Source organism: Alsobacter metallidurans (assembly GCF_014636935.1).
Taxonomy (GTDB): domain Bacteria; phylum Pseudomonadota; class Alphaproteobacteria; order Rhizobiales; family Beijerinckiaceae; genus Alsobacter; species Alsobacter metallidurans.
On the sequence record NZ_BMES01000002.1, the window covers coordinates 22904 to 43501 of the forward strand.

Below are 20598 nucleotides of genomic sequence, written 5' to 3' on the forward strand. Positions count from 1 at the left end.
CCGCCCATCCCCGTCGGCTCTTTGGAGCTTCCCCGTCTCTCTCTCCCGGATGAGCCTTATGGCCACTCAGCGCAATCGCAAGACGACGGAACCCGCCGAGCTTGCCAAGCAGGTCGGCAGCGTCCGCGGCGTCATCCTGGTGCTCTTCGCCGTGTCGGGCGTCATCAACCTGCTCGCCCTGACGGGTTCGCTCTACATGCTGCAAATCTACGATCGTGCCATCCCGAGCGCGAGCATTCCGACCTTGGCCGCGCTCTCGCTGCTGGCGATCGGCCTGTATCTCTTTCAAGGCGTCTTCGACACGCTCCGCAGTCAAATCCTCGTGCGTCTGGGCGCCCGGGTCGACGCCCGCTTGGCCCCCCTTGCGCACCAAGTCGTCATCGAGATGACGCGATACGGCCACTCCGCCGCTGAAGCCCAGGAGCGCGGCCGCGACGTCGACACCCTTCGCAGCTTCCTGTCGGGTTCGGCGCCCATCGCGCTCTTCGATGTTCCGTGGATCCCGATCTTTCTCGGATTCGTGTACCTGCTCCATCCATGGCTGGGCTTGTTGACCATCGGCGGCGCGCTGGTCCTCTGCACCATGACGCTGCTGACGGAACTCCTGACGCGCTCGTCGACGGCCAAGCTTCACAAAACCGCCGTCCGGCGGAACTCCCTCGTAGACGCGCATGCGCGCAACGCCGACATACTCAAGGCGATGGGCATCGCCGGCCACGCCGTCTCGCGCTTCGGCGAAGCCAATGCCGAGCACCTGAGGGTGCAAACGCGCACCAGCGACATCGTTGGGACTTTTGGGGCATTGTCCAAGGTCACCCGCATGATGCTGCAATCGGCGTTGCTGGGGTTGGGCGCGTATCTCACCATCAAGGGCGAACTCTCAGCGGGCAGTATTATCGCGTGCTCAGTGTCCTCGGCGCGCGCGCTGGCGCCGGTCGACCTCGCCATCGGTAACTGGAAGCTCATCGCCGCCGCCCGGCGGAGCTTCCGCCGCCTTAAGCATACGCTCGCTGCCGCGGAGGAGACCGACAAACGGTTGATCTTGCCGGCCCCCCACAAGACCCTCCAAGTCCAGAACATGACCGTGGTGGCGCCGGGGGCCGGCGCGGTGCTGGTCAGCGACGTCACCTTCGAAATGAAAGCGGGCCAGGTTTTCGGGCTGGTAGGCCCAAGCGGCGGCGGCAAGACATCGCTCGCGAAGGGGTTGGTGGGAGTGTGGCCGCTGCTACGCGGCCAAGTCCGCCTCGATGGCGCCGATCTTGACCAGTGGAGGAGCGACATCCTCGGCCCGCAGATCGGCTACCTCCCTCAGGAAGTCTGCATGCTGGAGGGAACCATCGCGGAAAACATCGGCCGCTTCGATCCGCATGCGGCCGACGCCGCAATCGTCGCGGCGGCCGAGGCTGCCGGCGTACACGCCATGATCACGGAGCTTCCGGAAGGCTACCAGACGGAGCTCGGCCCGAACGGCATGGCTTTGTCGGCCGGACAGCGCCAACGCATCGGCTTGGCGCGCGCCCTGTATGGGAAGCCCTTTCTGGTCGTCCTTGATGAACCGAACTCCAACCTCGACTCGGACGGCGAGGCCGCTCTCGGCGACGCCATCGACGGCCTCAAGGAGCGGGGTGCGGTGGTGATCGTCATCGCGCATCGGCCGCGCGTGCTGCAGTCCGTCGATCTCGTGGGTGTGGTTCGCGGCGGAAAGCTGGCCGCTTTCGGTCCACGCGACGAGATCATCAAGGAGACCTCGAACTCCATCCCGTTCCGGCAGCCTGCTCGGCGTCAGGCTGTGGCGACGATCTGAGGGAGGCGGCGATGACGGATGAACTCAGGCTAGGCATCCCGAACGACGCGGCAGCGTCAGCGCCCAAGCGGAAGTTCGACTACGAGGATCAGCGATCTACGATGCGCCTGACGATCCTCCCGGCCGTGGCGCTTGCCTGGTTGGCCCTGCTGAAGTCGATCTTCGGCCCCGAAGCCGAGAAGGATCATCATCCGTCCCCGCATGGAGCCTCGCAGCCGTCCGGACAGGCGGCGGCGGGCGACGACCCGGACCATTCGACCGGGCCCGCGCCGAAACTCGCGGCGGCGCCGGCCGCACTGGAGCCCGTCCAAGTGACCGCCGTGAGCCTTTCGTCCTTCGGCGGCGAGAACTTTGCGCCACCCCCCGATCTGCGGCTTGTTCGCACCGGCGGCTTCGCCTCGGCGGCAAGCCTGCCGTTCCTTGCGCCGGTTCGCGGCCTCACTGCCGCCGGCAACGACAACGCAGCCGCGCTTGACCGGAATAGCGGGGGAGGCGGCGTCGCTTCGCCGTCGGCGGGGATTCCGTCCCCGCGCGGCGGCTCCGATCGCCCCTCGGGCGGCGGCCCGAGCCAGACCGCCCCCCATCCGGGAGGTGGGGACGGATCGGGCGCGCCTGTCGGATCGTCCGTTGGCGGAGCGACGGGCTCAGGCTCGACCGGCGGCTCGTCGGGTGGCGGGACCGGCTCGTCCGGCAGCTCCGGAGGCCATGCGGCCAACCAGCGCCCGGTGATCGCCGGGCCGGTCTATCTGGATGACGGCTGTGTCAACCATATTTCGCTCATCGGTCTGGCGAGCCTGCTGGGCCACGCCATCGATCCCGACGGGGACGTTCTGCATGTGGCCCAATTGGAGGCGAGCGCGGGCTCCCTGGCTACGGTCGACGCCGAGACATGGGTTTACACCCCCGAGCCCGGCCAGGACGGGACAATCACGTTCACCTACGCAGTGAGCGACGGCGTCGACGCCGCGGGGGCGACCGCCTTCCTGTCGCTCGCACAGGTAGGCAACGGCGAACTCGCCGGCACGGACGACTCCGACGTGTTTATCGGAACGCCGCAAGCCGATGTGATCGACGCCCGCGCGGGCGATGACATCGTCTACGGGCGGGAGGGAGCGGACGTGGTCTACGCCGGAGCTGGCTCGGACCACGTCGCAGGCGGCGGCGGCGCGGACGTGCTCTGGGGCGGGGCGGGCGACGACGTGCTGATGGGCGGGGACGGCGACGATATCCTGTACGGCGAAGGCGGAAACGACGTCCTGATTGGCGACGCCGGAAACGACATCCTGTTCGGCGGCGACGGAGCCGACCAGCTGTTCGGTGGCGACGGCCATGACCAACTCGATGGTGGTTCGGGCGACGATCGCCTCGACGGCGGGGAAGGGGCCGACCTTTTGCTCGGCGGCGACGGAAACGATCAGCTCGCCGGCGGCGCCGGGGCCGACACTCTGGATGGCGGCGCGGGGAACAATGTCATTGCGGGCGGAGCCGGCGACGACGTGATCCTGGTCGTTGCGCAGAACGGACGCGACATCGTCGACGGAGGCGACGGCGCGGACACGCTGCGGCTTGACGCGCTGGACGGCCGGGTGACCGTCGACCTCGTCGCGGGCCTGCTGCTCGCCGACGGGGCCATCAGGGTCGAAGTCGCGTCCGTGGAGAACATCGACTGTGGCGGAGGGCCGACTGTCGTGATCGCGAACGACGTCGTCAACGTCATCGGAGGAGGGCAGGGCGCTGATTTCTTTCGGTTCGACACGCTCGAGGCGCTGACCAACCACGGCGCGGGCTCCGACACTATCGAGCGTTTCGACGTCGGCGATCGCATCGATTTATCGCGCCTCCTGTCGTTCGACGACGACCACCCGCACGCTCTTCTGACGTTCGGCGGGCTTGCCGGAGCGGAGTTGCAGCCCCTTGACACCGTCACGTTCCGCTTCGAGGCCGGGCCGGACCAGGACGAGCAAACCGTTGTGGAGGCGCGCCTGGAGGACGACTCGGGACCCAGCTTCGCACTGCTCCTGCAAGGCCACCACGATCTCACCGCCGCGAGCTTCGTCCTCGACCAGGACGATGTCGCCCGCATCGTATTGGTGGAAGCCAACCATCAATCCACATCGCCTGGAGCCTGAGCCATGGGTCACACTCCAAAAATGAAGCACAGCGGCGAGCCCGGAGGGCTCCGCTCCAGAGTGGTGGTGGCGGGCGTGACCGCGCTTACGCTCACATTCGGCTTTGGAGCCTGGGCCTACCACGCGCCCATGGGCGGAGCTGTGATTGCGCAGGGCAAGGTCGCGGTGCGGTCGCAGGTCAAGCTCATCCAGCATCGGGACGGCGGCATTGTGTCCGAGATCCTGGTGCAGAACGGCGACTACGTGCATTCCGGCGACGTGCTGATCCGCCTTGACGAAACGCAGACCCGCGCCGAACTCGGCGTGTTGCAGACCCAGATCGCCGAGGCGCTCGGCCGCAAGGCTCGCCTCACTGCGGAGCGCGACGGCGATGACGCCGTCGTGTTCGACGTGAGCCTTGCGTCCGCCACCAACGGTGCAGCCGTGATGAGCGGCGAAAGCCGCCTGTTTCGTGAAAACCGCTCCGTTCGTGAAGCGCGCCGGGAGCAGCTGAGCGCTCAGATCGAGCAGTTAGAAGAGCAGATTCGGGGCATGGCGGCGCAGCAAGCCTCCAATGAATCCGAGCGTATTATAGTCAAGGAGGACCTTGCCAGGCTGGCTCCCTTGTACGAGCGTAAGTTCATCGAGATCGCAAAGCTGCGCGCAACGGAGCGCGACCTCGTGAAAGTTGAGGGGCTAAAGGGCGAGATCTCCGCCAATATCGCGCGCGTGAGAAGCCAGATCAGCGAGACGCGGATCAAGGTGATCGAGCTGGACCAGCAGGTCAGGACCGACTCGCAGCGTGACCTGCGCGATCTCGAAGGCCGCATCAACGAGTTGAGCGAGCGCCTGATCGCAGCGCGGGACAAGCTGTCGCGCATGAGCCTGACGGCGCCCTGCAACGGCTACGTCAACGACCTTAGCGTCCACACCATCAACGGTGTGGTTTCGCCCAAGGAAAACCTCATGACCATCGTGCCAGACGACACTGAGCTGGTCGTCGAGGCGCGGCTCGCGCCGGCGGACATCGATCAAGTCGCCGTGGGCCAGCTGGCGCGCATGCGGTTCACCGCCTTCAACCAGCGCACGACGCCAGAAGTTCAGGGCGCTGTCGCGACGATCGGAGCGGCCTCAACCGCGGATCCGGCCACGGGCCAGTCGTATTACCTGAGCACAATTGCGCTGAAGGACAACCTGCGCACGGTCGAAAACCGGCCGGTGGTGCCCGGCATGCCGGTCGAGGTCTTCCTGTCCACGGGCGAGCGGTCAGCCCTGTCTTACCTCATCAAGCCCTTTTCGGACCAGATGGCGCGCGCCATGCGTGAGCGCTGAATCATGAACTACCGACGGCGATCGCCGCGACGCATTGAGAATAGGGGAGCGATACGGTGAGGAAGATCCTTCTCATGGGCTTGCCCGGATCGGGCAAGACGACGCTGGCGAACGCGCTGGCACCAAGGCTCAACGCGGTTCACTTCAACGCCGACGCGGTGCGCCAGGAGATCAACAAGGACCTTGGCTTTTCGGTCGGCGACAGGATCGAGCAGGCGCGGCGGATGGGCTGGCTCTGCGATCAGGTTGTTAAGGCCGGCGGCTACGCCATCGCGGATTTCGTGTGCCCGACGGCCGGAGCTCGCGAGGCGTTCCAGGTGGGCGGAGACGCAACGATCGTGTGGCTGGATCGCATTTCGAAGAGCCGCTACGCGGATACAAACCAGTTGTTTGAGGCACCGCATCCCCATCACGTGCGCGTCTCCGCCGACGGAACCCCCGAGCACTGGGCAGAGGTGATAGTCCGCATGCTGAGGCCCGTTTTTGACCCGCAGAAACCGACCGCGCTTTTCGTGGGGCGATATCAGCCGTTCCATGAGGGTCATCGCCGGCTGATCGAGGAAGGTCTGCGACGCGTGGGCCAGGTTTGCATCGCCGTTCGGGCCACCCACGGGACCTCGATCAAAGACCCGCACGATTTCGAATACATTCGCGCTCGCATCGAACACGGCCTTCGAGCCTACGAGGGCCGCTTTGTCGTTATGCCCGTACCGAACGTTTCGCACATCTTCTATGGACGAGACGTTGGCTACCAAATCGAGCGGCTCGAGCTTGACGCTGTTACGGAAGCGATATCTGCAACACAGATTCGGTTGCGAGAAGCGACCAGATCGCCCTTGGAATGCTTTCTGGGCAACGCTTAGCGAGATCTGCGTCACACGGACGATCCCCTGAATGAGAAGCCAGACACCCGGCGCCTTTTCGGCGTAAGTCGCGCCCGGGCGAGCAAGCAGGGTTCGCGCGTGGCGCAAAACCGACTGCAATGGACGCCTGCTGGTGACCCACAGCGGATTTTCGTAAATGATCGCTCGAGCCGCGCAACAAACGACTTACCGCTAGCCAGCGTTGAGGCGGGACTGTTCTTGCCCTCCGCAGCAAGAGGTCAGACGTTCGGATCGTGTCGGGTAAGCCGATCATTTCGGTGACTTAGGCATCTTGAACCAAGGCACCCCACGGGACCGTCCCGCACAATTGGCTCCTAGTACCCGACGGGCATCGTGGCACCAACGACCGGTGCGGCAGTTGCGCGCCGGTTGGTCCGTGCAAAATCTACCGATGGTCGTTGCATTCTGATTTTCGCCTGCTTTAACCCGTCGGCAAACTCGCCGATTGGTCTAGGAAGTCCGCATCAGTTAACCTCAGACTCACGCGTATGATTGGACCAGCGTCCGAGATCTCGTCCCAGCAAGTGGAACAGATGGCCGAACTCTTGGAGTGTACGGACGAGCAGATCTTCGCCGCGGTCGATGGAGCGTCGCGCCTGGCGAAAGGCACGCAATTCACGCCGATCGTGTCCAAGGCATCTGGGAAGATCTGGAAGGCTTCATCCGCGAGGTGCGGGCTGGCGCTTGAGCGCACCGGCCGCGGCTGTATGCGCCCACTGCGATCTAGCTGGTAAAGCTTTCCAGGTCTGCCGGCACGTCGCCAACTCGGATTAACACGACGGCGTCGTCGAACTCGCCGATCGAAGGATCGCCCGATCGGGAGAACGCTACAGCCCCTCCGTGCTTCTTTGACAGCGCGTTCGCAGCTTGCATTGCGGCGCCCGGGCTCTGGAACTCGGCGGCCTCGCCGGCGGCCAACTCGCCTTCCGCGTCGCGCGTGAATGGCAGCGCGACGTAGTAAGTCACGCGCTTGCCGGCCGCCGCCGAGTCGGCCCGCTCCTCGGTCTTTTTAACCATCGCTCTCCGCTCTGCTCAGTCCCGGACCGAACGACTCCCACCACCTTCAGTCGTGTAGTGTGGCTTGGCCCAAAATCGGCGGTGGTCGCCTGTCAGGACGCTGGAGAGGTTGTCCAAAAGGGTCAGCAACTCACGGCAGGCGTTCGCTCCCTCAGAGCCGATCGGAGCGCGCGTGAGCGCCCGGACAGCTGCTGAGCGGCACTCCTCCACCGCCCGGAGGAGCTCATCGGTCTCTGCTTTCGATAGCGCGCTCCGCCGTGTCCTCAAGGCCGCCCCACGATCCGGATTTGGCGGCCGCGAACGAAGCCGGCCGAGACACTTGCCTCGCGATCGTCGGCCAAGGTCGCTAGGTCCTCCAGCAGCGCCTTGATCGCAGCCCGGGTGTCGCCTCCGAACTCCGCCATAATCGCGTCGACGTCAGCCTCTGTGGGATATGTCGGCACTGCGGGCGGCGTGGCGGGGGTCGACATCGAGTCGCTCTCTGAGTTGGAACAAAAAAAGAACATCAGGCGGGCGGCCGGGAGTCAATGACGTGGTAATATGAACAGTAGCGGTTGTGGAAATCAGCCCTGCTAGATGCCGACCAATGCAGCTAGCCGCACCAGAAAGAAAGATGCATTTACGGTATCAAGCGCCGCAGGTGGAAGCCGCCTCACCTCTGGCCTGTGGGGCGCGAACTTAGTCATCTCCCGCCAGACTGCCGCTACGAAGCAGCAAGAGTAGGATGAGCAAGCTCCGGTGGCGCTGATCAGGCAAATAGGAACATCCCCGTCGAGCAAGGCTGGCGACCCTAAGCCGGATGAAAGGGCTGCGAGTCCGGTTCATACCCGAGGAGCAAAAGTTCTCTCGGCGCCAAGCACCGTTCAGTCTGCGGCCAGTTTGGTCCGGCGATCCGCGCAGCCGACTTCTGCTTGGCGCTCTCGCAGATTTGGCCCGCACTCTTCGCTAGGTCGAACCCCGCCTTGACTAGTCGATCGTAAGATTTGCCAAAGGAGGGGTGGAAGAGGCTCGTGAACTCCCGAGCCATTCTTCACTTTTTCGGTGCGGGCAGCGATCTACCAACGTTAGGCGGCAGCTAGGAAAGTCGGCGCGTCCGATCGGTGAGTTCGATTTCTTCGACGATCTTGAGCACCATGCCGAGACGCGCAACATCACTTGCAGTCATCTCGTCGGCAGGTCGTCCGGCGACCGTGGCGATGTAGTTATGAAACGAGTTCACGATCTTGGTGATCGCCTGAAGCCGCTTGCTCTCTGATTGAAGAGCCCTGGGCAAATCGAACGACTGCTTCGCATCTCCAAGCAAGACGCGGCTTAGGCTGTCGAGGATTGCTGTGTCCGACTGTGCCGGTCGAGCGCTCGACTGGATCGACGCTCCATTCTGCACTTGCTCGGGCTTTATCGTGCTCACATCGTTCATCGCTTTACCTCGGTGGACAAGTCACCCGTAGTGACCGGTCCAGAATGTTAGCGACAAGGTCCGGTTCAGAAAACTATAAGCTTAAAAAATGATTAATAAGATTGCTCCAAACACGCTGTCGTGTCCTTGATAGCAGCTTAACTCGGCACGCTGGTACGTTTAGGCGAGTAAACGCCACAGGCCCTAACGCTTGTTCCCCGGCCAGTTAGCACACGCTCGCCGTAGGCGCCATTAGGCCCACAACGCTGGTGTTCCCCGCAATCCACAGGGCCTGCATCTTGCAGCGCCCTTGCATCTCAGGCGTAGTCTTTCTCCGATCGGAAGTGAGCCAGAGGTCGACGATGAACATCCAAACCACTGCAGTGGTGGATTGCGGGAAAATCGCAGAGGTTGCCAGGCTCGTCGGATTGCTTATCGATCAAGGCGTCTTGGATCGAGTGAACGCGCTTCAGTATTTTGATCGCGCCGCGGCCGCAGCATTAGACAGCGATGTCGGCCCATACGGATCCTTTGCATTGCAAGCGGTATCAGACCTACTGCGCGGCGCTTCTGAAATCAGTTGCGCTAACTGAACTGTCGGCCGTCAGTTTTACATCGTTCACCGATTAATAAAACCGTGAGCGCAACCAACCGGAGACGTGGCAGTTCAGCCTCCAGCATATCAGTGCTTATGGGAGGAATTTATGAAAGCCATTCTGTCGGCAGCAGCGCTCTGCGCCCTTATCCTTCCCGGCCCCGCCTCGGCCCAAAATAGCGGTGTGGCCGCTGGCGCAACCACGGGCGCCGTAGGCGGTGCGATCGTTGGCGGACCCGTTGGCGCGGTCGTGGGCGGCGTTGCCGGCGCAATCGTTGGTGGCACACTCGACACCGCCGATCGCCCCAGGGTTCAGGAATACGTCGTCCAGCAACGCCGTCCCTCGGTCGTCTACGATCAGGATGTTGCGGTCGGGAGCGCTCTTCCCCAGACTGTCGAGACTTACGAGGTGCCTGACACGGTCGTGACCACCACGAAACAGCGGACCGGATGGCACTACGCGGTAGTGAATAACCGGACCGTGATCGTGGATAATAAGACCCGCAAGATCATCGAAGTTCTGAACTGACAGTCGAGCGGGGCGAACAGTGCGGCTCGCCCCGCTCGATTCCCGAGCAGCTGTCGGTCGCTATTCGATAAGCTGGGGCACCATCTACCGGCGTGCTCGGCAACGGCTTAAGAAGCTTTCTTCGGCCGACCGCGCTTGGCGGGCGCCGTGACCGGCTCAGCTGCCTGGCGGCGGTTGACCCCGAGCGCCATCGACTTGGCCCGCCGCCGACCGTGCTGCCGCGAAGTTCGGCGCGACCATCGGGTAATCGTTCGGCAGCCCCCACTTGACGCGGCAGTCGGCCGGGCTCAGGCCGTACTTGGTCATCAGGTGGCGCTTCAGCCGGGTTACTCTTTTTTCTCCTCTCGTAAGAACTCCTTCCCTAAAGCGGTTGCTTTGATCCGGACAGTACCTAATAGCTCTGCAGCTCCTCGGCGTATTTCGAAGACTAACGGGAACTCGGACCCGGAGAATATACCTCCGCCCTCCTCGACCATTCAGCCACTAGGACCCTGAGGGACCGGATCTTCCCGCAGACCTCTGCCGACAACCATGAGGGTGTTGTCTAGCAGCGGCCGCTGCAGCCGCAAGGCCTCCTCGGCCGGCGCTGTTAGCCAGGCTTCCCACTCTTCCGACGTGGTCAAGATCGCCGGCATGGCCTTCGGGTGGACGGCTCCGACCTCGGCGTTGGCATCCGTGGTCAGAAACCCGAACAGCTCGTGCGGCCCCTCGATCGGGTTGGCCTTGGTGCCCCGCACGCCATGCCAGCCCGTCCAGATCCCTGCAAAGAACGCCAGCGGCCGGCTCTCATCAAAGGCGAACCAAGTCGGCGTCTTTCGCGGCTTTGTGTCCTCGTACTCGCAGAAGGATGTGAACGGGACCAAACAGCGGTTGGCCTGCTTCAGCCAGGCGCGCCAGTGCGGGCTCTTCGTGTTCCGGATGTTGGTCACGGGCTGGCCGCCATAGGCCGGCGGGCAGGGCATGCCCCAGCGCAGCGTAGCGAGCTCGCGCGCACCGTCTGGCGCATTGCGCACCACCGGCGCCATCTGGTCAGGAAAGATGCCCGGCAAGCTCGGTAGGTTACCCGTGCTGTCGCGCAGCGCCCGAGTGAGCTCCAGGATCGCGGCCTGGTTCTTGGTCATGCTGTAGAGATTGCACATGACCCGCAATGTAGCCGCCGCCGCGCTTTCCGCGCTACCCAGCGCACAACCACAATCAACCGAGCTTGCCGGCTCCGCTTGATTGTTATCTGCTCGCATCGCGTCGGAGAGGGCCGACAATGCGCAGCCCATGTGAGATCCTCAAAGAAGCTTGGGATGAAGACCTTCCGGCAGCTGAAATGCTTGACCTAGTCTCAGAACAGCTTCGACGATGTGGCGGGGAGGTCGATCGTTCAGACTGGGCGGGGCTTTCTCAATCCGAAAAACTCGCGCGGTTGAGGATAGCGTTGCACAGCCTCGAACAGACGAACCTCCAATAAAGATCGGTTGTGGCTGCTCGCGGCCCAAAAGCTAAGCTTAGACATCAGATCTCTTAGACTATCTTCCCTTCGGCTCGGGCGGCGTTAAAGCATTGGTCCTTTTTAGACGTTTTCGGCTTCTCGGACCCGGCTAGCTGTTTCGGCTGTGTCTCGGCAGGCGTCGCCTTCTCAGCCTCAACGCTACACTAAGGCACTAATCAACGTGACGACGTTGCTCGGCCGCTTCGCGGTCGGCTCCGCGACGACGGTGGCGCAAGCCTGCTTGGGTTTCAGCATCTCGACAACCGTCGTCCAGCGCCGGCCGACTTTGTATTCGGCTGGTTACCTCGCAATCCCCGCTAACCGGGCGAACTGAAAGTCCGCCTCCGGGGAGGAGCTAAGGTCTGGGCGCTGCGCGAGCTGGCCTGCCTGAACGAGCGGTCAAAACGCATTTCAGCCCCTTGGCTGTTGCCGCGTCGTGTGTTCCCAGAACGACGGGTTGCCAAACGCGGCGCGCAAATGTGTGACGAGCGCCTTGATCTTGCTGGAGGTGGCCCTGTCAAGCGGGTGCGCGACAAACAGCTCGGCGCCCTGCGGGGCAGCGCCGGCGTCGATCACGACCAGTCGTCCGGCCGTCAGGTCCTCGTGCACCATGAAGCTGGGGAGGAGAGCGATACCGAGCCCTGCGAGGGCGGCGCTGCGCATCATCAGGCCGTTGTTGAGGCGCAGCGCCGTGCGAGGCCTGATTACGGTGGCGCCGTCCGGTCCCTCAAAGCGCCAGTCGGCCCCGCGGCGGCTGTAGAGGATCGCCCGGTGGACGGAGAGGTCCTCCAGGCAGGCCACCGGCCCCGCCTCTGCGAGATAGTCGGGCGAGGCCACGAGATGGCGCATGCTTGACGCCAACCGGTGCGCGATGAGGCGCCTGTCGAGCACAGGCCCGTGCCGGACCACCGCGTCGAAGCCGTCGGCCGCGGGGTCGACGAAGTGGTCGTCGAGTTCGAGCGAGAGTTCGATGCGGGGATGCTGGCGCATGAACGCGAACAGCGGCTCGGCAAGGCGCAGGGCACCGAAACTTACCGGGGCAGACAGGCGCAGCGGGCCAATGAGTTCGCTGCCCTGCTGAGCCAGCTCGGCGACCGCGTCCTCCGCATCTGAGAGCAGCCGCCGCGCTCTGGCCAGGAAGATGCGGCCGTTCTCGGTCAGGGTCGATCGACGGGTGGTGCGCTGGACGAGCTGCGCGCCGAGCGTCTGCTCCAGTTCTGCGAGACGTTCGCTCACGACCGACTTGGCGAGCCCGAGGCGCTGGGCGGCGGCCGTGATCGAGCCGGCTTCCGCGACGCAAACAAAGGCGGACACACAATCAAGCTTCAGCACTGTTCGGCCTTTCCGAACGCCAGGATCGCCGCACGACGGCTACCGCAGACGATGGCGGAGGCGCAGCTTGGTGTCGAGCGTCACCCCCAGCTCCCGGAGCCCCTCATGCACGCCCTGATCATGCTGACACTGGCCGCCCTTGCGGGCAGCACTCTCCTGGTCTCGCCGGCCGCGGCGCAGCCCGCGCCATTCCCATCGGATTTCACGACGGGCGACATCCCGACCAACGGCACGACCTTACACGTCAGGACAGGAGGGCAGGGACCTGCCGTCGTGCTCCTGCACGGCTATGGCGAGACCGGCGACATGTGGGGCGAGCTTGCGGCCGATCTTGCGCGCGACCATCGCGTGATTGTGCCGGACCTGCGCGGCATGGGCCGCTCAGCCAAGCCAATGGCCGGCTATGACAAGAAGACCCAGGGCGAGGACCTGGCCGGCGTGCTGCGCGAGCTTGGCGTGGATCGCATCGACCTCGTCACGCACGATATTGGCAACATGGTCGGATACGCCTACGCGGCGCAGCATCGCGATCGAGTGAGCCGATTCGTGCTGATCGACGCGCCGTTGCCCGGGGTGGGACCCTGGGAGGAGATCCTCAAAAACCCGCTGCTCTGGCATTTCCGCTTCGGGGGTCCCGACATGGAGCGCCTCGTAGCCGGGCGTGAGCGGATCTATCTCGACCGGTTCTGGAACGAGTTTTCCGCCCATCCAGATCGCTTCAGCGAGGGATCGCGGGCCCACTACGCCGCCCTTTATGCCGCCCCCGGCGCGATGCATGCGGGGTTCGCTCAGTTCGCCGCGTTTGATCAGGATGCAGTCGACAACAAGGCCTTCGTTGCTCAAGGCAAGCTTGACATGCCGGTCCTCGCGGTCGGCGGCGAGAAGTCGTTTGGTCTCGCGATGGCGCAGGTTATGGCTTTCGCGGCCAGCCGGGTGACGGGCGATGTTGTTCCCGATGCAGGCCACTGGATTATGGAAGAAAACCCCAAGGCGACAGTAGCGCTTGTCAGCGCCTTCCTGCGCAAAAACCCCTGACGCGGGCTGCCGCGAAGGCCGCGCAGCGCTTCCTGAGCGGCCCGGCCGGCTCACGATCGCCTTCGATCGATTACGAGAAAAGGTGTGTGGGCCGACGAAGTACACGAAGGCGAGCGCGGGGCGTACCATCAAGCTTAGAGGGTGCGATCTCGTTCGGCTCCGCGCCGCTGACGTGGCGACCGGTGGAGCAGTTAGACCTCGGTCGACCGTCATCCAGCAGAAGACGGGCCGTCCCGTGCCGTTCGAATAAACTGGATCAACCAGGGCCGCGCTCGCAGCATGTCTTGTGGCTCGGCGTCCCGGGTCCGGAGATTGGCTTTGGCCCAGCCGAAGCCGAGTCACGGGAGCTAATCTGTTTGGATCTGCAGCGCCGAGCCTATCTGTCGGCCGGCACGATTTAGAACATCACGAACGGGGGAGTCCGCAAGATGTGCATAGCGCAAAGTTGTTTGTGACTGGCTATGCCCTAGCAGCTTTCCGATAATCGGAAGACTTGCACCATTTCCTGCAGCGAGAGCAGCAAACGAATGGCGAAGGTCGTGTATTCGGATGCCAGTTAAGCCGGCGTACCGCACCACAGTCCGCCACGGCCGGTTCAAGTCGGCTCGAGGCCGCCCGGCAATCGCACCGGGGATGACGTATGAGCCGTGACGCGGCAGCTTCTCCAGTATCCTCACGGCGGGAGCAGGCAGCAGAACGTGCTTGCGACCTGTTTTCCCGAAGACGGTAAAAAGACCACGCTGCAGGTCGATATTGCTCCATTCAGCATGCAGGATTTCACGAAGGCGAGCGCCTGACAGAAGTAGCAAGCGTAGAGCCGCCGCAGCAAAGGGATCGATCCGCACAGTTGGGGCGGATTTTGGGACATGTTTGCTGGTGGGCTTGGTCGCATCGATGCGCATCGGCACGCCCGTGGTCTCTGCGACACTTATAGCTTGTCCCAAGCGAACAATTTCATCGAGGCCAAGATAGCGCTCACGCTTGGTCTCTTTGAATGCGCGGACCCCGCTACATGGGTTTGTTCCGGTTAGCCTGAATTGGGCAGCCGCTGCACGCCAAAGCGTTCCAATCAACTCGACAACCCTGTTAGCAGTCGACGGCCGGGTTCTGCCGATTAGTTGGTGCAAATGTCCAACATCCCGCTCTGTCAGGTTATCGATCCTGACACTTCCCAAGCTGGGCGCGATATGCACTCGCAAGTATGAGCGGTAGTTGGCCACTGTGCGAGGCCGAAGCTTAGCTTTTTCCGGGTGAGCTTTTGCCATTGCGGCCGCGTCGTTGAGAAACACGTCTGCGAAGGCGGACAACGTGGGCATAGTCCGAGCGATCGCTCGGTCACGAGCGGGATCCTCTCCCATTCGCACACGAGATTGGAGTTCCTGTGCTGCCTGCCGGGCAACGGTTGGCGTGAACATTCCATGCCGCCCTATCGACATCCGTCGCCAGGGTGCGTTCCGCGATCGGCCGGCCCGGTACTCGAAGAGGTAGGTCAAAGATCCGTCGCGGTTTAGCCGGACGACGAAGCCTTTCAAGGTGTCGTCTCTCAAGCTTCCGGGCTGAGCCGATGCAATCAGGATGTCGACAGTTCGCTTCGATATGGTCGGCATGTCTCGTTCCGCAACAGCGACAGCAGCACGGTGTCAGCACCGCACTTTCGCGGTCAGTCTAAGCGGAGGAACGGCGGAGGCAAGAAAATCTAAGAGTGACAAAGAATTATGAACATCTGGCTATCTCGGGGAATGGCCCGGAATGTCGGACATTCATACTCATAACCTGAAGGTCACAGGTTCAAATCCTGTCCCCGCAACCACCTTTACCGAACGCCGCAACGGCTCATCCAACGCCGCCCTTCCCGGGGCGGCGTTTGTGTTTGTAGCTACCGCCACCATGCTGGCGATCTCGCCAATGAGCTCGATCTCAACTCCGCCGCCCTCGCGCGGGTGGATGACGACGTTCTCGATCAGGCTTCGCAGGATATCGAACGCTTCGGCTCGCGTCTCCTCGCGATGCAGCGCCTCGTGCAAGGACGCCACCTTCAGCCGGTAGACCTCGGCGAGGTTGGGGTGGAGCCGCACAGGATTGGGGGCAGGCGCAGCGAGCTGCCGGGCGATGTCAGCCTTCTCGGCTTCCAGCGCGTCGAGCCGGGCTTGCAGGCCGGGGGCGCGGAAGCCCTCCGCCAAGGCCGTGATTAGTCCGTCGAGCAGCCTGTCTACCTCAAGCTGGCGCCTCTCCAGGCGCGTCCGCTGGGCGGAGTCGTGGGCGCGTCCACGGTTGAGCTCTTCGGTCACAGCAGCGATGAACTCGGCCACAAGCTCCGGCCGCATCAGGTTGTGCTGCAGCGCCTCGATCACAATTCCCTCGAGGGAGGTGCGCCGTACACTCTCCTTGTTGGTGCAGAGGCCGTGGCGGGTCGCCCGGGCGCAGCGCAGGTAGTCTCGCCCGACAGCCGCCAGCGCATGGCCGCAGCAGCCGCAGGTGACGAGCCCCGTTAGGATGTGCCTCGGGCGGCGCTTCTCCCAGAACCGGCTTTCCCGAACGGCTTGGCTCGCGTCCGAGGCCGTGATGTCGGTGAGGCGCTGGGCGATGGCCTGCCAGAGTTCATCGGGCACGATGCGGAGCTCGGGTACGGGCTCGACAATCCACTGGCTGGGCGGGTTTGGCCGAGAGATCCGCTTACCCGTCGCGGGGTCCTTCACGAACTTCTGGCGGTTCCAGACCAGCCTCCCGGCATAGAGTTCGTTGCGCAGAATGCCGGTTCCCCGTGCAGCGTGCCCTCGGATTGTCGTGTCGAGCCAAGGGCCGCCATTTGGACCTGCTACGCCTGCTTCATTCAGGCTCCGCGCGATCGCTCTGGGCGAGGCGCCATGGGCAAACTTCTCGAAGATGCGGACGACCACGTCCGCTTCGGCTGCGTCGATGACTCGGCCCCCGCGAATAGGCTCGCCCCGGGCGTCGCTCTCCTTCACGACCTGGTAGCCGAAGCATCTGCCACCGGCCGAACGCTTCTGCTCGACGCGCCCCCGCAGCCCGCGATGGGTCTTGGCTGCAAGATCCTTCAGGAAGAGCGCGTTCATCGTGCCCTTGAGGCCGACATGCAACTCGCTGATCTCGCCCTCCGCGACCGTGAACAACTTCACGCTCGCAAACGTCAGGGCCTTGAACAGCGCGGCCACGTCTTCCTGGTCGCGTGACAGGCGATCCAGAGCCTCGGCGACCACGATGTCAACGATGCCGCTGCGAACATCTGCGAGGAGCCGCTGATACTCAGGCCGGAAACGGCTCGAGCCGCTCTGCGCTCGATCCGAATACGCGGATGAAACCGTCCAGCCGCGGTCGTCGATGAAGGCTCGGCACAAGCTGATCTGGTCGGCGATCGACCTTTCGCTTTGATTGTCTGACGAATAGCGGGCGTATATCGCTGCGCGCATTTGGAAGTCCCAGTGACGACTCATCGTGCGCTACTGCCGATGGGAGATGACGCTCCAGTCCGGATTGCCAGATCCCAAACCTGATTGAGCCTTTAACAGACCGCCCGGTTCTGGCAGCAGCAGGTTCAGGCATTTTGGCTCTCACCAACCAAGGCGGGATATGGCCAGACCGAAAATTCCGAGCAAGGCAGCAACAATAATTCCAGCTACAACCTGAATTTTGATTTCGCGCCACCACGCGCGCTTTGTCGGCGGCGCCGGCGTGCCGGAACCAGCGTTCAGGTTTCCGTGCCCTTCGACGCTCCCGACGTCTTCTAGATTGGCCAAGCTGCCTCCCGCCAGATTGGTGTTGTTTGAGAGGTTGACGTTGCCAGAACGCCGGATCCGGTACATGTCGCTCATGGCTTACCCTTTGTTGTCGAGGTCGAGCGAAGGTACCTTGCTATCTCAGAAGGCCTAATTCGCAGCTCGTCATGCGCCGTGAAGTTTCCGACATGATCAGCCACGACAACAGGCTCCTCGCTTTCGTAAGTGTTTCTTCGAAGAAGAACATTTCGGCTGTCTAAGAAATGGTTGGCAGAGCCAGGGCCAAACGTGCAGTCTTCGACTACAACCAGTCCTGCGCCGTGAGCTCGCGGCCCATCCGCGCTCATCTGGATTGATCCAAAGGGGAGGGCGGCAGCCTCGTTTCTCAATAGCTCGTTCACTTGCGAAGGTTTTTCTTTCATCAGCAGGCCTCGCTTTTGCCCATCCGATTCGCCGAGCCCTCATCACGACGGAGCGGAACACCCGTCCGCCATTCATCGGGCGTCGCTGATTGTCACGGCGTCGTTCACACCGAGAACAGCGACTCAAGCACGTTCTGATATTTACGTGCGCTTTGGATAGCACGGGCCTGATTGTAGTGCTTCTCGGCAACGGCATCGTTGTTGCCCAACACGGTCGCAACATCCCGCACATTTCCGGGACTGTCGACGGCGATCGCCGTCGCGCCTGCGTCGCGGAACCAGTGGGGCGGGATCTCGGCCCCGAACGCATCCTTGGTCCGCTTTCGGATGCGATAGTGCAGGGGAACTTCATTCATTGGCTCGCCCTGCCGCGAGATCCAGATGCGGTTAGTTGGCATCGGAACTTTGCGGCTATCCACGCTAAGAAGGACCGGCCGATGGCGCGACAGGTACAAGGTAACGGCCTCGGCCAGATCGTCAGGTAAGGCGAAGTGCCGATCCCGCTTGGACTTCATCTCGGCCCCCGGGAACTGAAGGCCCATCACAGATCCGTCATGCGTGAAATGGCCGAGGGTAAGCCCGGCGAGATTGCGCAACCGGAGCAGACGTCGAACGAGCAATACGACGCACAGCCCATCCCTGAAGCTGGTCGCCCGTTGAAGCGGGGTGGAACTGTCGTTTTCAGCCGCTCGGATCAGCGACCAGCCAAGTTCCTCGAGCTCGCGTGCGCTGCGCAGCCGGGCCAGCTTGTTGCGGACCGGCTTCGGCCTGCGGCGCACACGCGCGCGAATGTCTCTAAGCCAATTCCAATTCTGATCTGGGTCCAGCACCCGGCACGCGTCGTAAAGCTCCTGCACCCGGCACAAAACAGTGTAGTCGGCCTTCTTTTTCGTCCGCAGATCGGTGATGTAGGCGACGACCAGCTTTGGATGAACCAATCGGCCGGGGGCCCTATCCACCTCCGCGCCCGTGCTCGAGAGCCATCGCAAAAAGTAGCCCCAGCCCTTGATCGTCTTGCGCCGGGTGGATGGCCGCCAGAGTGCGCCTTCGCCGCCCGCCGATCCGAGGTCGTCCTCGCCGCAGGCTCTCTGCCAGGCTGCCTGATGCTGTCCCGGCCATTCGCGGAGCTTGAGCCCTAAAATGCGCTTGCTCATGGCGCGTCCTCCTGCCGGTAGGAGTCGAGCAACGCGTCGTAGCGCCGGAATGCGTCCTCCTGCTCAATGGCGCAGTAGAAGCTCACCGTCGTGCGGATAGATTTGTGCCCCAGCAGCACGCGCACAGTCTCGAACTCCCCCGGATGCTGGCGGAGGAAAATATATGCGGCAAGGTGCCGGAATAGATGAGCGTTCATCTCAAGCCCGATCGTTTCTGCCAGGGCAGTTTGGACTGCCAATCCAATATAGGCCGGCGATTTTGACCCAGCCCGTCGCGGCCTGCTCCTGGAAAGAGGCAGGGCGTTTCGACTTCGGTCAGCAGCGGACGGTATCGGGCCATATACAGGTCAAGCAGTTCGATCAGCCAGCCTGGGAGGGGAAACTCAAGATCCTTGTCGTTCTTCACCTCGTGGGCCGGGAGCACGATGTGCACAGCCCCCTGTCGTCCGGACCGCGACCAGCTGAGGTGCCGGTCGAGCCGCAGGCTAGCGAGGTTTTTTTCTCGCATCGGCGCGACGAGCAGGATGCCGATCGCCAGCGCCCGTTCCATCCGGGTTGCGTCGACTGCATTCGGTGGCCGCAGCCTTGCTTCCGCCATCAGGTCTCGCGGCACCGCGACTAAGCGCGCCATGTTGGCAGTATCCTTGAACTGCCGCAGGCGGCGCTTGTTCGTCTCGGTCATGCCGCTGCCGCGCGGGCGTACCTTGCCGGCCATGCGCCGCAACTGCTCCAGCTCGGCCTCAGGCCGATTGCGCCGCCGTGCGACAAGCCGCAGCGCTGCAGCGATGTTGGCCATCTGCCCGCTCTTTTTCACGCCGTGCCGCTCGCGCAGCCGCCTGAGAATGGCCCGCGCGGCGGTCGGCTGAGCGAGGTCTTCCAGACCTCGGATGCTGTGCACCGGCGTCCCTGCTTCCACCAACGCGGTCGCGGCCTGCAGCAGCTGCGCTCGCCGGTTGCGGACCGAGAACCGGCTCATCTCTTCGGTGTCAGACTCGTCGAGCAAGTCTGGTTCGGCGAGCGTGTCGAGAAGACCCTCCAGCTCCTGCCGGAACGAGGCCGGCATTTCATCCAGGGTCAGGGCGCGGTACCGGAGGGTTTTGGGGACCGGGAGTTCCGCTTCGGGCCAACCGGCGATCGCGCCCCGGCTCTTGTTCCAGGCCTTGGCGACCTCGCGATGCGCCTGCTTGGGGCGGTCAACTTTGCTCGCAATCAGATGTGACCCGAAGCTGTGGAAGAGCTCCGGGTCGACGCTCTCCGGATCGCGATTTTGCCGATCACAGAACGCAGCGAACTGCCTCAGGAAACAGCGGTCATACCGGTTTCGCACATTGGCGAGGAGATCCTCCCACGTATCGCTCAGAGGCGCCTTGCTGCGCTTGCGCGGGCGCGCTTGCAATCCGGCGAGCTGCAGGGCGCTGTCGAGCAGCTTGCAAAGATGCCTCCACTCGCGCGCCGTCAGGGCGACGTGGCGGTGGTCGATGCTCGCCATGCGGTTGCGCAGCGCCAGCGGGTCTGCGGCGATAGTCTCGGCCGGTTGGCCGAGCATGCTGGCGAGCTGGTCAACAGCCCGGCAGCAGTCCTGGGCGCGCTGGTTCGACACCCGCTTGGAGGCGAGCACCGCGCCTCGCACATCGGCCAGGGTGAGCGGGCGGAATCGGCTTGGAGAGGGAGGCTGCTGCATGGGGGCGTTGTCCTGCGTTTCGCGGCGGTTGTCGGTCGCCATCTTGCAGGTCGAGTTCACGACGGATTGACTGTCTGAGTGCTGCCCATTGTCGT

The 20598-nt window shown here is 63.4% G+C and carries 19 protein-coding genes and 2 pseudogenes; 8 read left to right on the forward strand and 13 right to left on the reverse strand.

Annotated features, from left to right (window positions below):
* Nucleotides 1–58: 58 nt before the first annotated feature.
* Genes IEV99_RS10510 through IEV99_RS10525 form a run of 4 tightly spaced genes read left to right on the forward strand, consistent with a single transcriptional unit; the run spans nt 59 to nt 6107 of the window.
* Nucleotides 59–1804 (forward strand): type I secretion system permease/ATPase, encoded by a 1746-nt coding sequence (locus tag IEV99_RS10510; RefSeq protein WP_188517761.1) that lies wholly within the window; start codon nt 59–61, stop codon nt 1802–1804.
* 11 nt (nt 1805–1815) lie between these two features.
* Nucleotides 1816–3933 carry a calcium-binding protein gene (locus IEV99_RS10515; protein ID WP_188517762.1) on the forward strand — a complete coding sequence of 706 codons (2118 nt, stop codon included), beginning with the start codon at nt 1816–1818 and terminating at the stop codon, nt 3931–3933.
* A gap of 21 nt (nt 3934–3954) precedes the next feature.
* A complete protein-coding gene (locus IEV99_RS10520) occupies nt 3955–5244 on the forward strand; it encodes an HlyD family type I secretion periplasmic adaptor subunit (RefSeq protein WP_244643950.1) in 1290 nt (429 codons plus the stop codon).
* A gap of 56 nt (nt 5245–5300) precedes the next feature.
* A complete protein-coding gene (locus tag IEV99_RS10525) occupies nt 5301–6107 on the forward strand; it encodes an adenylyl-sulfate kinase (RefSeq protein ID WP_244643800.1) in 807 nt (268 codons plus the stop codon).
* A gap of 744 nt (nt 6108–6851) precedes the next feature.
* Here IEV99_RS10525 and IEV99_RS10530 read toward each other — a convergent pair.
* From IEV99_RS10530 to IEV99_RS10540, 3 genes are all read right to left on the reverse strand, one after another.
* Nucleotides 6852–7145 carry a hypothetical protein gene (locus IEV99_RS10530; RefSeq protein ID WP_188517764.1) on the reverse strand — a complete coding sequence of 98 codons (294 nt, stop codon included), beginning with the start codon at nt 7143–7145 and terminating at the stop codon, nt 6852–6854.
* A gap of 263 nt (nt 7146–7408) precedes the next feature.
* Nucleotides 7409–7615 (reverse strand): hypothetical protein, encoded by a 207-nt coding sequence (locus IEV99_RS10535; protein ID WP_188517765.1) that lies wholly within the window; start codon nt 7613–7615, stop codon nt 7409–7411.
* 605 nt (nt 7616–8220) lie between these two features.
* Nucleotides 8221–8562, reverse strand: coding sequence for a hypothetical protein (locus IEV99_RS10540; RefSeq protein ID WP_188517766.1), 342 nt, complete (start codon nt 8560–8562; stop codon nt 8221–8223).
* 341 nt (nt 8563–8903) lie between these two features.
* Between IEV99_RS10540 and IEV99_RS10545 the strand changes: the two genes are divergently transcribed.
* Together IEV99_RS10545 and IEV99_RS10550 are read left to right on the forward strand one after the other, a co-directional pair.
* Entirely contained in the window at nt 8904–9134 is a 231-nt protein-coding gene (locus IEV99_RS10545) for a hypothetical protein (protein ID WP_188517767.1), read from the forward strand.
* A gap of 111 nt (nt 9135–9245) precedes the next feature.
* The gene (locus tag IEV99_RS10550) at nt 9246–9665 is read left to right on the forward strand and encodes a DUF1236 domain-containing protein (RefSeq protein ID WP_188517768.1); all 420 of its coding nucleotides are present in this window, start codon (nt 9246–9248) and stop codon (nt 9663–9665) included.
* Between the two features lie 156 nt (nt 9666–9821).
* Here IEV99_RS10550 and IEV99_RS10555 read toward each other — a convergent pair whose 3' ends face one another.
* The 3 genes from IEV99_RS10555 to IEV99_RS10565 form a co-directional block, all read right to left on the reverse strand.
* Nucleotides 9822–9971 (reverse strand): MucR family transcriptional regulator, encoded by a 150-nt coding sequence (locus IEV99_RS10555; RefSeq protein WP_371875785.1) that lies wholly within the window; start codon nt 9969–9971, stop codon nt 9822–9824.
* A gap of 170 nt (nt 9972–10141) precedes the next feature.
* Nucleotides 10142–10804, reverse strand: coding sequence for an SOS response-associated peptidase (locus IEV99_RS10560; protein WP_188519610.1), 663 nt, complete (start codon nt 10802–10804; stop codon nt 10142–10144).
* Nucleotides 10805–11556: 752 nt separating this feature from the next.
* The gene (locus tag IEV99_RS10565; RefSeq protein WP_188517769.1) at nt 11557–12477 is read right to left on the reverse strand and encodes a LysR family transcriptional regulator; all 921 of its coding nucleotides are present in this window, start codon (nt 12475–12477) and stop codon (nt 11557–11559) included.
* 105 nt (nt 12478–12582) lie between these two features.
* On the opposite strand from IEV99_RS10565, the gene IEV99_RS10570 reads away from it, so the two are divergent.
* On the forward strand, nt 12583–13512 hold the full coding sequence (locus tag IEV99_RS10570; protein ID WP_244643802.1) for an alpha/beta fold hydrolase: 930 nt from the start codon (nt 12583–12585) through the stop codon (nt 13510–13512).
* A gap of 130 nt (nt 13513–13642) precedes the next feature.
* A pseudogene (locus tag IEV99_RS24020) lies at nt 13643–13849 on the forward strand (site-specific integrase); the annotation flags it as partial.
* A gap of 10 nt (nt 13850–13859) precedes the next feature.
* On the opposite strand, the gene IEV99_RS23735 reads toward IEV99_RS24020, so the two are convergent.
* The 7 genes and pseudogenes from IEV99_RS23735 to IEV99_RS10600 form a co-directional block, all read right to left on the reverse strand.
* Nucleotides 13860–14414 (reverse strand): tyrosine-type recombinase/integrase, encoded by a 555-nt coding sequence (locus tag IEV99_RS23735; RefSeq protein WP_244643951.1) that lies wholly within the window; start codon nt 14412–14414, stop codon nt 13860–13862.
* A 123-nt stretch (nt 14415–14537) separates the two neighbouring features.
* Nucleotides 14538–15119 (reverse strand): annotated as a pseudogene (locus IEV99_RS23965) (integrase arm-type DNA-binding domain-containing protein); the annotation flags it as partial.
* A 159-nt stretch (nt 15120–15278) separates the two neighbouring features.
* Complete coding sequence (locus tag IEV99_RS10580) at nt 15279–16940, reverse strand: recombinase family protein (protein ID WP_188517771.1); 1662 nt, start codon at nt 16938–16940, stop codon at nt 15279–15281.
* A gap of 141 nt (nt 16941–17081) precedes the next feature.
* Nucleotides 17082–17342, reverse strand: a complete 261-nt coding sequence (locus tag IEV99_RS10585; protein WP_188517772.1) for a hypothetical protein — start codon at nt 17340–17342, stop codon at nt 17082–17084.
* A 430-nt stretch (nt 17343–17772) separates the two neighbouring features.
* Nucleotides 17773–18822, reverse strand: a complete 1050-nt coding sequence (locus tag IEV99_RS10590; protein ID WP_188517773.1) for a tyrosine-type recombinase/integrase — start codon at nt 18820–18822, stop codon at nt 17773–17775.
* A complete protein-coding gene (locus IEV99_RS10595) occupies nt 18819–19019 on the reverse strand; it encodes a site-specific integrase (RefSeq protein WP_188517774.1) in 201 nt (66 codons plus the stop codon). Before IEV99_RS10595 ends, IEV99_RS10590 begins: the two co-directional genes overlap by 4 nt.
* Nucleotides 19016–20545 carry a hypothetical protein gene (locus IEV99_RS10600; protein WP_188517775.1) on the reverse strand — a complete coding sequence of 510 codons (1530 nt, stop codon included), beginning with the start codon at nt 20543–20545 and terminating at the stop codon, nt 19016–19018. The genes IEV99_RS10595 and IEV99_RS10600 overlap by 4 nt, the downstream gene beginning before the upstream one ends.
* Nucleotides 20546–20598 lie beyond the last annotated feature (53 nt).

What these genes read in the sequence shown, in the direction of transcription:
- IEV99_RS10510 (WP_188517761.1), top strand. Translation starts at nt 59, where the DNA reads ATGGCCACTCAGCGCAATCGCAAGACGACGGAACCCGCCGAGCTTGCC.
- IEV99_RS10515 (WP_188517762.1), top strand. Translation starts at nt 1,816, where the DNA reads ATGACGGATGAACTCAGGCTAGGCATCCCGAACGACGCGGCAGCGTCA.
- IEV99_RS10520 (WP_244643950.1), top strand. Translation starts at nt 3,955, where the DNA reads ATGAAGCACAGCGGCGAGCCCGGAGGGCTCCGCTCCAGAGTGGTGGTG.
- IEV99_RS10530 (WP_188517764.1), bottom strand. Translation starts at nt 7,145, where the DNA reads ATGGTTAAAAAGACCGAGGAGCGGGCCGACTCGGCGGCGGCCGGCAAG.
- IEV99_RS10535 (WP_188517765.1), bottom strand. Translation starts at nt 7,615, where the DNA reads ATGTCGACCCCCGCCACGCCGCCCGCAGTGCCGACATATCCCACAGAG.
- IEV99_RS10540 (WP_188517766.1), bottom strand. Translation starts at nt 8,562, where the DNA reads ATGAACGATGTGAGCACGATAAAGCCCGAGCAAGTGCAGAATGGAGCG.
- IEV99_RS10545 (WP_188517767.1), top strand. Translation starts at nt 8,904, where the DNA reads ATGAACATCCAAACCACTGCAGTGGTGGATTGCGGGAAAATCGCAGAG.
- IEV99_RS10550 (WP_188517768.1), top strand. Translation starts at nt 9,246, where the DNA reads ATGAAAGCCATTCTGTCGGCAGCAGCGCTCTGCGCCCTTATCCTTCCC.
- IEV99_RS10555 (WP_371875785.1), bottom strand. Translation starts at nt 9,971, where the DNA reads ATGACCAAGTACGGCCTGAGCCCGGCCGACTGCCGCGTCAAGTGGGGG.
- IEV99_RS10560 (WP_188519610.1), bottom strand. Translation starts at nt 10,804, where the DNA reads ATGTGCAATCTCTACAGCATGACCAAGAACCAGGCCGCGATCCTGGAG.
- IEV99_RS10570 (WP_244643802.1), top strand. Translation starts at nt 12,583, where the DNA reads ATGCACGCCCTGATCATGCTGACACTGGCCGCCCTTGCGGGCAGCACT.
- IEV99_RS23735 (WP_244643951.1), bottom strand. Translation starts at nt 14,414, where the DNA reads ATGCGCATCGATGCGACCAAGCCCACCAGCAAACATGTCCCAAAATCC.
- IEV99_RS10580 (WP_188517771.1), bottom strand. Translation starts at nt 16,940, where the DNA reads ATGCGCGCAGCGATATACGCCCGCTATTCGTCAGACAATCAAAGCGAA.
- IEV99_RS10585 (WP_188517772.1), bottom strand. Translation starts at nt 17,342, where the DNA reads ATGAGCGACATGTACCGGATCCGGCGTTCTGGCAACGTCAACCTCTCA.
- IEV99_RS10590 (WP_188517773.1), bottom strand. Translation starts at nt 18,822, where the DNA reads ATGAGCAAGCGCATTTTAGGGCTCAAGCTCCGCGAATGGCCGGGACAG.
- IEV99_RS10595 (WP_188517774.1), bottom strand. Translation starts at nt 19,019, where the DNA reads ATGAACGCTCATCTATTCCGGCACCTTGCCGCATATATTTTCCTCCGC.
- IEV99_RS10600 (WP_188517775.1), bottom strand. Translation starts at nt 20,545, where the DNA reads ATGGCGACCGACAACCGCCGCGAAACGCAGGACAACGCCCCCATGCAG.